General features: G+C 41.1%; 11 protein-coding genes. 9 read left to right on the top strand and 2 right to left on the bottom strand.

Going from position 1 to position 13017, the window contains the following annotated elements:
- Positions 1 to 268: 268 nt before the first annotated feature.
- The 3 genes from MKZ02_RS16220 (at position 269) to MKZ02_RS16210 (ending at position 5111) form a co-directional block, all read left to right on the top strand.
- A complete protein-coding gene (locus MKZ02_RS16220) occupies positions 269 to 1633 on the top strand; it encodes an aspartate aminotransferase family protein (protein ID WP_340854542.1) in 1365 nt (454 codons plus the stop codon).
- A 44-nt stretch (positions 1634 to 1677) separates the two neighbouring features.
- Positions 1678 to 3447 (top strand): sulfoacetaldehyde acetyltransferase, encoded by a 1770-nt coding sequence (gene xsc / locus MKZ02_RS16215; protein WP_340854540.1) that lies wholly within the window; start codon positions 1678 to 1680, stop codon positions 3445 to 3447.
- A 242-nt stretch (positions 3448 to 3689) separates the two neighbouring features.
- The gene (locus MKZ02_RS16210) at positions 3690 to 5111 is read left to right on the top strand and encodes an amino acid permease (protein WP_445324330.1); all 1422 of its coding nucleotides are present in this window, start codon (positions 3690 to 3692) and stop codon (positions 5109 to 5111) included.
- Between the two features lie 93 nt (positions 5112 to 5204).
- Here the strand turns inward: MKZ02_RS16210 and MKZ02_RS16205 are convergent, their stop codons facing one another.
- Positions 5205 to 6950, bottom strand: a complete 1746-nt coding sequence (locus MKZ02_RS16205) for an AAA family ATPase (RefSeq protein WP_406910388.1) — start codon at positions 6948 to 6950, stop codon at positions 5205 to 5207.
- Positions 6951 to 7290: 340 nt separating this feature from the next.
- Between MKZ02_RS16205 and MKZ02_RS16200 the strand changes: the two genes are divergently transcribed.
- The 4 genes from MKZ02_RS16200 to tlp all read left to right on the top strand — a co-directional run bounded on the left by MKZ02_RS16200 (position 7291) and on the right by tlp (position 9542).
- Positions 7291 to 7560, top strand: coding sequence for a sortase (locus MKZ02_RS16200; protein WP_340854538.1), 270 nt, complete (start codon positions 7291 to 7293; stop codon positions 7558 to 7560).
- A 124-nt stretch (positions 7561 to 7684) separates the two neighbouring features.
- Positions 7685 to 8434 carry an ABC transporter ATP-binding protein gene (locus MKZ02_RS16195; protein WP_259455739.1) on the top strand — a complete coding sequence of 250 codons (750 nt, stop codon included), beginning with the start codon at positions 7685 to 7687 and terminating at the stop codon, positions 8432 to 8434.
- Position 8435: 1 nt separating this feature from the next.
- Entirely contained in the window at positions 8436 to 9194 is a 759-nt protein-coding gene (locus MKZ02_RS16190) for an ABC transporter permease (RefSeq protein ID WP_120037498.1), read from the top strand.
- A gap of 111 nt (positions 9195 to 9305) precedes the next feature.
- Positions 9306 to 9542, top strand: coding sequence for a small acid-soluble spore protein Tlp (gene tlp / locus MKZ02_RS16185; protein WP_120038209.1), 237 nt, complete (start codon positions 9306 to 9308; stop codon positions 9540 to 9542).
- A 75-nt stretch (positions 9543 to 9617) separates the two neighbouring features.
- Here tlp and MKZ02_RS16180 read toward each other — a convergent pair whose 3' ends face one another.
- Entirely contained in the window at positions 9618 to 10871 is a 1254-nt protein-coding gene (locus MKZ02_RS16180; RefSeq protein ID WP_340854534.1) for an MFS transporter, read from the bottom strand.
- Between the two features lie 242 nt (positions 10872 to 11113).
- Between MKZ02_RS16180 and MKZ02_RS16175 the strand changes: the two genes are divergently transcribed.
- Complete coding sequence (locus MKZ02_RS16175) at positions 11114 to 11554, top strand: ferritin-like domain-containing protein (protein WP_340854533.1); 441 nt, start codon at positions 11114 to 11116, stop codon at positions 11552 to 11554.
- Positions 11555 to 11925: 371 nt separating this feature from the next.
- Positions 11926 to 12837, top strand: a complete 912-nt coding sequence (locus MKZ02_RS16170; protein WP_340854532.1) for an NAD(P)/FAD-dependent oxidoreductase — start codon at positions 11926 to 11928, stop codon at positions 12835 to 12837.
- Positions 12838 to 13017 lie beyond the last annotated feature (180 nt).

Here is a 13017-nt window from a genome sequence, read left to right as displayed (position 1 = left end):
AAAATGCAGATAAGCATAAATAGAATTTGCAATAAATAATATATTTAGAATTGATTGAATATTTTCAAAACGTATGATTTAATATAAATAACAACAGAGAGGTACACAAACTGGTACGGACGACCTGACGACATGATATGACAAAGAGAAGAGCAGAGGAGGAGAACGAAAGAAAGTAAAAGCTTTTTCTTGTAAATTCGCTGCGGCAGCAGCTGAGTTTAATAGATGATTAGCTAGTTATTAATACTTGTTAAAGGGGGCAAACAGGATGGCTCAATTGGAAGTGAAAGATAATCAAAAGCTGGTGAAACAAGATAACGACCACTTGTGGCACGCGATGAGCCGCCATGTAGAAGGCGGACAGCCAATGATTGCTGAATCAGGCGATGGTGCATGGTTCACAGACCTTGAAGGAAAACGTTATCTGGACGGAGTTTCAGGGCTCTGGTGCTTAAATTTAGGGCACGGTCGCGAGGAAATTGTAGAAGCTGCTGCAGAACAAATGAGAAAGCTTTCCTATTTTCCGCTGACGTTAAGCCATCAGCCGGCGATTGAATTATCTGCGAAGATAAGCGAATTACTGGGAGATTCCTATAAAACCTTTTTCTCGAATAGCGGTTCTGAAGCAAATGAAACCGCCTTCAAGATTGCGAGACAATATCATCAACAAAACGGAAATCCAGGAAAATATAAATTTATCTCCAGGTACCGGGCCTATCATGGATCAACTCTCGGTGCATTAAGTGCAACGGCGCAAGCAAACAGACGAGTGAAGTACGATCCGGGCGTGCCGGGCTTCCTGCATGTTCCACCTCCGTACAGCTATCGTTGCCCGTTTGGTGAAGAAGTAACAAATTGTGATAAGGTAGCAGCGGATCAAATTGACCAGATGATTACGTGGGAGGGAGCCGAATCAGTCGCAGCAGTGATCATGGAACCATTTATTTCCGGAGGTGGCGTGATTGTCCCTTCGAGCGAGTATTTGCAGCGAGTAGCTGACATTTGCAAGAAGCATGATGTATTGCTCATTATCGATGAAGTGGTTTCCGGTTTTGGGCGTACAGGCAAGATGTTCGGCTTCATGCATTCAGCAGGTGTACAGCCTGACATCGTTACAATGGCGAAAGGACTGACAAGTGGATACTTGCCGCTTGGGGCAACAGCCGTTCATTCCCGCATTTATGAAAAGTTCAAGGAAAAAGGAACAGACAACCACCTTCGCCACGTTTCAACGTACGGAGGACACCCAGCAAGTTGCGCGGTTGCTCTGAAAAATATTGAGATTATTGAGCGAGAAGGCATTGTAGAAAGAGTAGCCCGGCTTGGAGAACTAATCTTAGGTAAATTAAATGAGCTAGCGAGCCATCCATATGTAGGGGAAGTAAGATCAAAAGGGTTCCTATACGGCTTAGAGCTCGTAAAAGATAAGGATACAAAGGAGCCGATTTCTGATGAAATCATCGGCAGCATCATTGCCAAGTGTAAAGCAAAAGGACTGATTATCGGACGAAACGGTGATACAGTTCCCGGATTCAACAATGTGCTCATTGTAGCACCACCGCTTTCTTCTACAGAGGAAGATCTTCACTTCCTTGTTAATACCATGTTTGAGGTTTTTAATGATACTAAATAATTTTAACGATAAAAGTGAATCAAAAAAGAGAGGATGAGGGGTAAATGGTTAAAGCAGAAAAAGAATTAGAGGTTATGCAAGGAAAAAAATTAAAGATGACACCGAGTGAGGCAATTGTTGAAACATTGCTTGCTGAAGGCATCGATCAAATGTATGGGATTTTAGGGTCGGCTTTCATGGATATGCTTGATTTGCTGCCAACAGCGGGGATCAAATTTATCCCAGTACGTCATGAACAAAGTGCGGCTCATATGGCAGATGCCTTTACACGGGTGACAGGAAAAGCGGGAGTCGTCATCGGACAAAATGGACCAGGGGTTACGAACATGGTTACTTCAGTAGCAGCTGCTAATATGGCGCATACACCAATGATCGTGATTGCTCCATCAGCTGGTACGAAAACAATCGGCTGGGATGGTTTCCAAGAGTGTGATGAAGCTTCTGTATTCGACAAAATTACAAAAGCAACAGTAAAAGTAACACATCCAAGCCGCGTGGCAGATTGTTTGCGCACAGCTTTCCGTCTTGCTTATGCAGAACGCGGCCCAGTTCTTTACCATATTCCGCGTGACTATTTCTACGGCGAAGTAGAAGACTATATTTTAAAACCATCCCAGTATCGTGTAGAGAAAAAAGGATTTGGCGATTCTGCAGCAGTCGATCGAGCAGTGGAACTATTAAAAACAGCTAAAAACCCTGTTATCATTTCCGGAAGAGGAGCTGTGGATGCGGATGCCGTTGACTTGGTAAAAGATTTGGCGGAAAAATTAAGTGCACCGGTAGCTGTTTCTTACATGCATAATGATGCCTTCCCAGCTGATCATCCGCAAGCGGTTGGACCGATTGGTTATATGGGATCAAAAGCAGCAATGCATTCTTTACAGGAAGCAGATGTGCTGTTAGCGATCGGTACAAGATTGTCTGTATTTGGAACTCTTCCATGCTATGATATTGATTATTTCCCTAAAAATGCGAAGATTATTCAAATTGATATCAACCATCGCAATATCGCAAGAACACATCCAGTCGAAGTAGGGATTCTTGGTGATGCTTATGATTCAACAGCAGAAATCTTAACGCGCTTGGAAAACAGCGGGGCTTCTTTCGAGCCAAACAAGGAGCGCCTGCAAAAAATTGCAGCAGAGAAAGAGAAGTGGGAGCAAGAGCTTGTTGATTTAGCCATGGTTCCAGGTAATCCAATGAATCCACGAAGAGCCTTGCTTGAAATTAACCGTGCGCTTCCAGATAATGCAGTCGTTGCTTCTGATATTGGCAATACATCGTCTACGTCCAATGCCTATTTAACATTCAATCAGCCGCGCAAGCATTTGGCTGCGTTAACGTTCGGTAACTGCGGATTCGCTTATCCGGCTGCTATGGGGGCTGTTCTTGCTGATCCATCTTCTCCAGCGTTTTGTATTGTTGGTGATGGCGCTTGGGGCATGAGTCTTCATGAAGTGAGCACAGCCGTAGAACAGAACCTACCTGTTATCGCTTGTGTATTTAATAATGGGGCTTGGTGCGCTGAGAAGAAAAACCAAGTGGATTTCTATAACAATCGGTTTGTCGGGGCAGACATCGAAGGCCCGAACTTTGCTGAAGTGGCGAAGAGCATGGGGGCAGAAGGCATCCGTGTGGATAATCCAGAAGATTTACAAAAAGCAATTCAAACAGCGCTAGCTTCCAAGAAGCCAACAGTTATTGATATTCTTGTAGACGGTACACAGTTGGCACCGCCATTCAGAAAAGATGCATTGCAAATGCCGACTCGTCTCCTTGAAAAGTATGCACATCTTGATCATAAAAACTGGTAAAAAACAAAAGGGGCTTTTCCGAAAAAAGCCCCTTTTTTTAAAAAAATGTTTTCTCTAGTTTAAAAAAGGTTATTTAAACTATTACCGTTGCTTGCTTGCTGCCTTTCAAAAGACAGATTCACCTAGTAAAAGGGGAAATAAACAATATGTTAAGCTGGGTTTTAGTCAAATACTTACTAAACCCATTTGTAAACGCTTACTAATAAGCATTCACGGAAAAATATTGAAAGTTGGTGGATAACTTGGAGCATCAACAAGAAGAATTAAAAGCGGGCCTTAAACAAAGACATTTAACCATGATATCTCTAAGTGGAGTTATTGGTGCCGGATTATTTGTGGGGAGCGGCATTATCATTGGTAAAACTGGACCAGGGGCGATTGTATCTTATGCACTGGCAGGTCTCATCGTCGTTCTAGTCATGAGAATGCTAGGAGAAATGGCTACAGTGAACCCGAGCACAGGATCGTTTGCTGTGTATGCAAGAGAAGGGATTGGAGAGTGGGCAGGTTATGCGACAGGTTGGTTATACTGGTTCTTCTGGGTGATTGTTATTGCCTTAGAGGCAGTCGCTGGCGCAGCGATTATCCACGAGTGGCTTCCTTCTGTGCCGGTGTGGCTAATAAGTCTTGCTTTAATTGTTTTATTGAAACTTACTAATATTTTCTCTGTGAAATCATTTGGTGAATTTGAATATTGGTTTTCCATCATTAAGATAGTAAGCATTATTTTATTTTTAGGTTTAGGAGCAGCAGTTATTCTTGGGTTTGTGCCAAATGTTAAACCGCCGGGCACATCTAATCTGTTAAATATAGGCGGTTTCATACCTAATGGAATTGAGTCGGTCATTGTTGGTATTGCCATTGTTTTTCATGCTTTCGTAGGTGTGGAAATCCCAGCTATTGCAGCGGGTGAAACGTCTGATCCAGTGAAATCTGTGAGAAAAGCATTAAATAGTGTAGTATGGCGTATCCTGATTTTCTATATTGGTTCCATTGCTGTATTGGTGACCATCTTGCCTTGGAGTTCAGCGACATTACTAAAAAGCCCTTTTGTTTCTGTTCTTGAAATGATGGGAATTCCTTATGCCGCTCTTATTATGAACATAGTGGTTTTGACAGCTTTGCTTTCCTGCTTAAATTCTGGGCTGTACACGAGCTCCCGTATGCTATATTCGCTCGCTCAAAAAGGGGATGCTCCAAAATTATTTGCAAAGATAAGTAAAAATGGAGTGCCTGTTTTTGCTGTTGTAGGAAGCACGTTATTTGCTTTCATCAGCACGATATTTAGTTATACCTCCCCAGATAAAATATTTTTCTTTTTGGTAAATTCTTCCGGAGGCGTCGGAATTCTTGTCTACCTAGTCATTGCCATTTCTCATTTGCGTCTGAGAAAAAGGGCAGAAAAAGAAAACCCTGGAGTTCTAAAAGTGAAAATGTGGCTTTTCCCATATTTAACCTACGCGACCATCTTTGCAATGATTTTTGTGCTCATTTTAATGGCAATTGTTGATTCGCAACGGCCGCAGTTTATTTTTACATCTCTATTTAGCATCATAGTTATTTCTTCTTTCTTTGTAGTAAGAAGAAGAAGGGAGAAGAACAGAGAAGAAGAAATAACTATGATATCGCCCATTCCCAATCCGGAAAAAGTAAAAGATATCTAGGACAAGCCTGTTCTACCGAAGCGAAATTTAAACAATAAAAACCTGGATCGTTTGTCGATCCAGGTTTTTATTGTTTATTTCTAGAAGGAAGATCTAAGCAAGCACCAATTCCTTATTATCAGAGGCGGGCACACCATTGACGATTTGTTCTACTTCCCAGCCTTCTAATGTTTCTTTCTTTAGTAAAGCGTCTACTAATTGATGGAATTGTTCTTCGCGTTCTGCAATCAATTGTTCTGAAATAGAGAGAGCTTTGTCAAATAACTGTTGCATTTTTGATTCCCGTTCCATTTTAACAAAGGTTAATGTAAAGCCATCTTGCAGCACACCCATATCTACCATTTGTTCAATGATTTGTTTGGCCTGCTGAACGTCACCACTGACTCCGATGCTATGTTCACCAAGAAATTTTCGTTCTGCTGTGCCGCCTGACAGAATCATGGCGACTTGATCAAGCAGCTCACTGGCGGTGGATAGATGCAATTCTTTTGGGATAGGAGCGACATAACCGAGCGCCTGTCCTCTTGGAATAATAGTGGCTTTTCTTACCGACCCCGGTTTGGTAGCTGCAGCAACTAAAGCATGGCCTGCTTCATGAATCGCTACCCGGCGCTTTGTTTCAGGGTCTTGCAGCGTACGTGAAGTGCTTCCAAGAATTGTACGATCTAACGCATAGTCAAGATCGCTCTTTTCAATGATGCTGCGGTTGTTACGAATCGCACTTCGGCTAGCCGTCTCAAATAGTGAACTTAACTCCGCACCTGAAAACCCAGACGTACTTTCTGCTAAATCACCGAGTGAGGAGAGCACATTTTCAGCGAGTTTTTTTCCTTTAATGTGAATGTCGATAATTTCTCGTCTGCCTTTTGTGTCTGGCAATGGAACGAGGAAAGAGAAATCAATCCGTCCGGGACGAAGGAAGGCTTCATCAAGCATGTCTTTTCTGTTGGTAGCAGCTATAAAAAGGATATCATCATTGGAGTGGCCGCCATCGAGTTGAACAAGAAGTTCGGTTAGCGTCTTTTCAGATTCCTCTCCGCCATGAGCCTTGCGGCGGCCGGCTAGAGCATCCACTTCATCGATGAAAATCACGGCTGGTTTTTGTTTTCTTGCTTGTTCGAATAAACTGCGGACACGAGAAGCTCCAACCCCGACAAATAACTCGGTAAAAGCCGATCCGCTTGCTGAAAAGAAGTTGGCATTCAGTTCTTTTGCAATCGCTTGAGCGAGCAATGTTTTACCAGTCCCAGGAGGCCCGTATAACAAGATGCCTCTTGGAGCTTTGACGCCAATTTCAGCGGAACGCTCGGGATTTTTTAGGATAGACAAGGTTTGCTTAATCTCCGCTTTCATTTCTGCTGATAGTCCACCTACATCATTTAACGTGATGGAAGGAAGGGGGATCGCTTTCGATAAACTGTTTTTCATCGCTTTTGTTGAAGAAGTGGTACCGCTTCTTCCCTTTTTATAAAGAACAGCAGCAGCAGCGACGATTACTAATAGCACACCCCCGATTATTAAATTGTCATAGGGCCCTTTATTTGAGTAAGAATAACGAATATTATAGGTTTCAACCAATCGGTCTACCGAAGTGCTTCCGGGAGAAGTATAGGAGACGTATTGGTGATCTTTAGTAGTGAGATAAAGAGCGCCGTCAGGCTTTTCTTGTAAAGAAACAGGAGCTCCTTTTTGTTCCTGTATAATCTTTTCCATTGACGAGAAGGAAATAGTGACTGCCTTATCAACGTCTTTCAATGACCAGGAAATCGCTGCTACAGCGATGGCGATTAAGGCGAACAGCGGAAAAAGCTTTTTCATTAAACTGGACTTAGCTTCCACTCAATTCAACTCCCTAAATAATATATATATCTATTATAAGTATTTAAACTTATATATAAATAGGTAAAAAGTAATGTATATTTTGTCAAATTAAAGAAATATGACCATAATGCTCGCTTGGTAAATGGCTAGAAGTGGGTAAAAAGATTTAAAAGCATCTATAGATGATTTATAAAGAATTGTATAAATAGTAGCAATCATATGTCTATATTTTTGCTTGGAATTTATCAAAAAGCTACACCAGTATATGGTGCCTCATTCTCTCTTGTAGAGAGAACAGGTAAGAATGTGTATGTTTTAATAAATAATGTTTATCGTTTAGATGAACCCGGAAAGCAAGATGGAAGCTTTGCTATTGCAGGGCACCGCCCCGCTGTGTTTGGCAAGTTTTTTTAACAGACTAGGGGAACTGAAGAGCGGCAGCTTAGTCAAACTGGAGACAGAAGATCGACAAATGATGTTTAAAGTATTTGATAAGAAAATTGTTGCACCTGAAGAGGTAAACGTACTGCAGGCGCAAAGGGGAAAGTTGCTGCTGTCACTGGTAACTTGTCATCTGCAACATTCATCAAAGTATCGTCTGGTCATACAAGCAAAACGGATTCAATGAGAGGCTGTCTCAAAAATTGCGTATCGCAATTTTTGAGACAGCCTTTTTGAGACTAAGGCTATATAATGGAAAAGAACTTATATAATATAAGGATCAGCGAGGAGGGAATGGAACAAGGAATAATATGGTTCAATTAAAGACGATGATTCAATTCAAACAGGCTGGAAAGTTTCAGGTAAATGGCAAAGAAAAACGCATGGTACTAAAGAATGTGACAGCAGAGGTACCCGAAGGAGCGATTATTACGCTGGTGGGGCCTTCTGGTTCAGGGAAAAGCACGCTTCTGTCTCTTTGCAATCTGTTGCTGACTCCGGATGAGGGGGAAGTATGGATACAGGGAAGAGAAGTAAGAAACTGGGATGTAAATAAGCTGCGACAACAGGCAGCGCTGGCTTTTCAGACAGCCCCGATGATCCCAGGAACAGTGCATGACAATTTGCTACTGGCAGCGCGAATTCATGGTACTGCGCTCTCCTCCCCTGAAGAATTGCTTCGTTATGTAGGTCTTTCAAAAGATTTACTGCAAAGAAGCGCAGAGGAAATTTCAGGAGGCCAGAAACAAAGAGTGGCACTTGCAAGAACGCTTGTAAATGAATCTTCTATATTAATGCTTGATGAAATTACTTCGGCTTTAGACCCTTCAGCAGCCAGAGAGATAGAAGAATTAATAATGAAAATACATAAAGATGAGCACAAAACGATCTTATGGGTGACTCATGATCTAGAGCAGGCACGAAGAATTGGACACTACACGTGGCTGCTTGTAGAGGGGCAGCTGATTGAAAAGGCAGATACAGAGTCATTTTTCCACCAGCCAAAAGAAGAGTTAACACGCCGATTTTTACGGGGCGAACTAAGTGGAGGCAGAGCATAACATGAGTTTGTTTACACTATCTTTAGCCGTTATATTTGTTGGGGTGGCTGTTCTACTGTCAAGCGGATTAAAGCTTGGATTAGAGAAGGACATCATTATTGCAGCTGCCCGCTCTGCTATCCAGTTAATGGCCATCGGTTACGTTCTAACCTTTATCTTTTCCGCAGATAACCCTGTTTTTATGCTTATTATGATTGTTTTAATGATTGCCGTTGCTACTCTCAATATTGTCAAACGAAAGGCCGAGATTCCGGGGATCAGCTGGCGAATAGTTATGACTTTGTTTGTTATTGAGGCAGTGTCCATGCTGTTTTTAATTGGGTTGAAGATTATTCCTCCAGCCCCAAGGTACGTTATCCCATTTAGCGGGATGATCATCGGGAGTTCGATGATCATAGCGAGCTTATTACTGAACAGGATGAAAGCCGAAATTATTTCAAGAAAAGCGGAAATAAATGTTATTCTTTCGCTCGGAGGCACACCTAAACAAGCGGTACAGATGATTTTAAAAGATGCGGTCCGTGCCAGCATGATTCCCAGCATTGACAGCGCAAAAACCATTGGGCTTGTACAGTTGCCAGGGATGATGACAGGACAAATTATTGCGGGTGCTGATCCGGTCCAGGCCGTTCGTTTTCAGCTAATTATTGTCTTTTCTTCTTTAGCAACAGCAGCTTTAACCAGCATAATTTTGGCAAGACTTGTTTATCCGGCTTTGTTTAATCAATATCAACAGTTATCTTTTAAAGAATCATCATAAAAATAAATGTCATGATGTGTGCAATTCAAACAACCCACAAATTACCACATTAAAGATCCTCTAAATAGGAGAAGCTACTGTATGTACAATCACCAAAAGGAGGATTATGGGATGAACAACAGACCAAAACCAGATGACAGATCAAACAATGTGGAAAGATTGCAGGAGATGGTAGAAAATACAATCGGAAACATGGAAAGAGCAGAAGAAACCATGATGAATGCTGAAGCGGAACAGCGTGAAGCGATTGAAGAGAAGAACGCACGCCGAAGAGAAAGCATTGCGGGAATGCGGGCGGAAATTAAAGATGAAGCAAGCGACCGTGAAAACGGACAGATCAATGGTTAATAAAAAGGACGCAGATTTGCGTCCTTTTTATTAACGTACAACTTTACATAATATATTTATGATTAACTATAGCATTTAGAAATTTTCTTTGGTATTCCTCAATGTCTCATTCATCCTCATAGCTGTGATCATCCCTGCTGCTAAAGGCAAGCATGCCACTAAACCAATCGCCCAGCTTACATTTAGCCTATCAGAAATGATACCGGCCATCAGTGCGCCAAAGACATAACCACTGTCACGCCAGAAACGATAAATACCTGTAGAGGTAGCTCTCCAGCTTGAAGGGACAATGTCGCTGATGGATGCTATCAAAGTTGGATAGACCATAGCTGTTCCAATTCCTAACAAGGCTGCTCCTATAATCCATAAGGAATAGGTATCGATGAAGAGGAGTGACCAAAGAGAAAAAGCCTGCAGCCACATGCCGACGGTAATTAACCATTTACGGCCAATCTGATCACTCAGGGCCCCTGTAAAAAGCTGAAAAACTCCCCATGCTGCGGGATAAATAGCCGTAATTAATCCAATCTGTCCGATGGTCAATCCCCTTGAAGAAAAAAATAACGGGAATAACCCCCAGGCCATACCATCTTTTAAATTGGTTGCCAATCCAGCAAAACTGGCACTTGATAAATTCTTATCTTTCCAAGTTGTTTTCCAAAACACAGTTTTTAAATTATTTGTTTGTACATCGTCTATCTTTAAATTTTTAATATGTTTTTCTGTGTCAGTTATCACTAATGAAAGCAAAAAGCCAAAAACGGCAATACCGATGCCAATGTAAAATGGTTCGGGGCGCAAAGAATAGTTGGATGCCGTGTATCCTGAAATCATAGCAAACAAGGCCACCCCAATGTAACCGGCAAATTCATTTAATCCGATAGCTAAGCCACGCTGTGTCTTTTTTGACAAATCAATCTTCATATTTACGGTCATGGACCATGTGAGTCCTTGATTAATTCCTAACAGGATGTTAGCAAATACAATCATCCACCAAAATTGAGCAAAAATAATGATTAATGGAACGAATAATCCAATAAACCAGCCTATTAACAGCACTTGTCTTCTTCCGATCCGGTCTGCTAAATTTCCGGCAAAGAAGTTAACAATCGCTTTCGAAAATCCAAAGCTGATAATAAAAGACAGGGCGGCACTGGCTGAAGCAATGCCAAATTGCTCTTCCCCTATGAGAGGAAGAATGGTTCTTTCAAGGCCGATCATGGAGCCTACAAATAAATTAATAACGACTAATAATGAAAATGGCAGAAGGTTTTCCTTTATGCCAATCGTATTCAAATTACTCACCTCTTGAAAAGGATATTTTTTCATAAGGACACTTTTTTGAAAGACTGTTTTCTATGGTTATAAATGCTTAGCAATAGAGATTATTTATTACAAACTATTGAGCTGGTTAAAACTATTATACCCATACGGGTATGAAAGTGTAAATGGGGTTTTAAATTCAAACAAAAGGTTTTCATATTTATAGAAGAAACGAGCGGAACGTTAAATGTTGCACCTCTCTGTTTTGTTTTCCGTAAGATAAAGTGAAGGGGATAGGGGGGAAGCATATGCATAATGCGTATCATTATTCTATTGTAAGCAGGCAAACTAATCAGTTGATTGCCAATGTTGAAAAGGCGATCAATGGAGAATATACGGCCATTCAATGCTATGCAAAACTGGCGGAAATGGCTCCAAGTAAGGGAGTGAAAAAACAAATTCTTGAAATTCGTCGAGATGAAAAAAGGCATTTCCAGCAATTCATGCAAATGTATATTCAATTAACCGGACGTCAACCACAACCGCAGCTTTTAGAACGCTGCCCTAACAAATATATTAAAGGCCTGGAATTCGCTTTAAAAGATGAACAAGAAACAGTGGATTTTTATTTAGACATTGCGGACGAAGCACCTAGCCAATATATCAAGGAAACGTTTCGCAGAGCAGCAGCAGATGAACAAAACCACGCTGTTTGGTTCCTTTATTACTTTGTCAAAGGGAGAGATTGAGAGGGAAAATTGAGCACAAGAATACTTGCTTTCAACAGGTATTTTTATGCTTTGCCGCGTGGTTTTTAAAGCCAAAAGGGTTTCCGCGATTACAGAACAATCAATAATATTGGCAAAAATATTTATGTGAAAAATTCAAATAACATTTCAAAATCCTTCTATTAAAAACCATGTAAATAGGAAACGCTAGTGCTTGTATTCACTGTGAAAATAAAAAACAAATTGAAAACACTCGTAAAATTCATCAGAAGAATGCCGTTTTATCATTTCTTTCGCCTTCTGTGGGAGGAGAAAATTTGCATGTTTCTTCTTTTTATGAAAGGGAAATGAATGATGTCAAGAAATAACAGTGGAATCAGCAGGAGGGAACTATGATTAGTGGAGTGATAGATGTAGCCATTTTAGGCGGAGGCCCAGGCGGGTTAAGCGCAGCTCTCGTATTAGGAAGATCCTTAAAGAAAGTAATAGTAATCGATGAGGGAAAGCCGAGAAACCAGGTAACCGTTAAAGCACATGGATTCTTAACGAGAGACGGAGTAAGTCCCTCTGAAATTAGAGAAGCAGCTCATGAACAAATGAAGGCGTATCCTAATGTCCAGATATGGAAAGACGTTGTTGAAAGTATTAATAAAAACAATGGAGTTTTTGTCATAAAAACAAAAAAGGGGAACACCGTATTGAGCAGAAAGGTGATCGCTGCTATGGGGATGAAAGATCATTTGCCAGATATTCCAGGAATAAAGGAAGTGTACGGGAAAACATTATTTCATTGCCCTTATTGTGATGGGTGGGAACGGAAGAATGAATCGCTCGCTGTAATTGGCAATGGGAAAGCATTGATGCCTTTTATAAAAATTATTTATAACTGGAGCAAAGATCTAATTGTATTTACAAATGGAGAGGCCAATATCAGTGATGAAGAAAAGCAGCAGCTTGTGCAGCACCACATCCAATTAAAAGAGTCTCCGATCCGAGCAATCACATCGAGCAATGGAAAAATGGAACGGCTAATTTTGGAAAATGGAGAGTCGATCCCAAGAAAAGGGGGATTTATGACAACGACTGGGGAAAAGCAAGCTTCTATGATTCCTGCCACGCTAGGTGTTCCGCTAAATGAAAAGGGAGAATATGAAACTGATGAACACGGGCAGACAAATGTCAAAGGGCTATTCGTTATCGGTGATGCCAAAAACACATTTACGAGTCTGATTGGCGCTGCTAGTCAGGGATATGAAGCGGGTGTCATCATCAATAACGAGTTTGCAGAAGAAGAATGGGACTAAAATAAATTTTTCCCATTATTCCTTTCAGACAAACAGCACACATAAGTAAGAGCGTGTGCATCCTTCTCCCTCTTTGAGCTGAACGGTTGTGTAATTAACCGGACATAAAAGAAGAAAAAGGCTTATATTGCAAATTTTAAAGAGAAGTGTATTAAAGCTAATACAATCATGTTAATACCA

The organism is Pseudobacillus sp. FSL P4-0506 (genome assembly GCF_038003025.1).
Classification (GTDB): Bacteria; Bacillota; Bacilli; order Bacillales; family Domibacillaceae; genus Pseudobacillus.
The sequence above is the reverse complement of the archived record's forward strand: the minus strand, read 5'-3'. Positions and strand labels throughout refer to the sequence as shown.

Excerpts from the sequence above, each read along its gene's own strand:
- MKZ02_RS16180 (WP_340854534.1), bottom strand. The coding sequence starts at position 10,871 with ATGAAAAAATATCCTTTTCAAGAGGTGAGTAATTTGAATACGATTGGC.
- MKZ02_RS16220 (WP_340854542.1), top strand. The coding sequence starts at position 269 with ATGGCTCAATTGGAAGTGAAAGATAATCAAAAGCTGGTGAAACAAGAT.
- MKZ02_RS16175 (WP_340854533.1), top strand. The coding sequence starts at position 11,114 with ATGCATAATGCGTATCATTATTCTATTGTAAGCAGGCAAACTAATCAG.
- MKZ02_RS16195 (WP_259455739.1), top strand. The coding sequence starts at position 7,685 with ATGGTTCAATTAAAGACGATGATTCAATTCAAACAGGCTGGAAAGTTT.
- xsc (WP_340854540.1), top strand. The coding sequence starts at position 1,678 with ATGGTTAAAGCAGAAAAAGAATTAGAGGTTATGCAAGGAAAAAAATTA.
- MKZ02_RS16170 (WP_340854532.1), top strand. The coding sequence starts at position 11,926 with ATGATTAGTGGAGTGATAGATGTAGCCATTTTAGGCGGAGGCCCAGGC.
- MKZ02_RS16190 (WP_120037498.1), top strand. The coding sequence starts at position 8,436 with ATGAGTTTGTTTACACTATCTTTAGCCGTTATATTTGTTGGGGTGGCT.
- tlp (WP_120038209.1), top strand. The coding sequence starts at position 9,306 with ATGAACAACAGACCAAAACCAGATGACAGATCAAACAATGTGGAAAGA.
- MKZ02_RS16200 (WP_340854538.1), top strand. The coding sequence starts at position 7,291 with ATGGAAGCTTTGCTATTGCAGGGCACCGCCCCGCTGTGTTTGGCAAGT.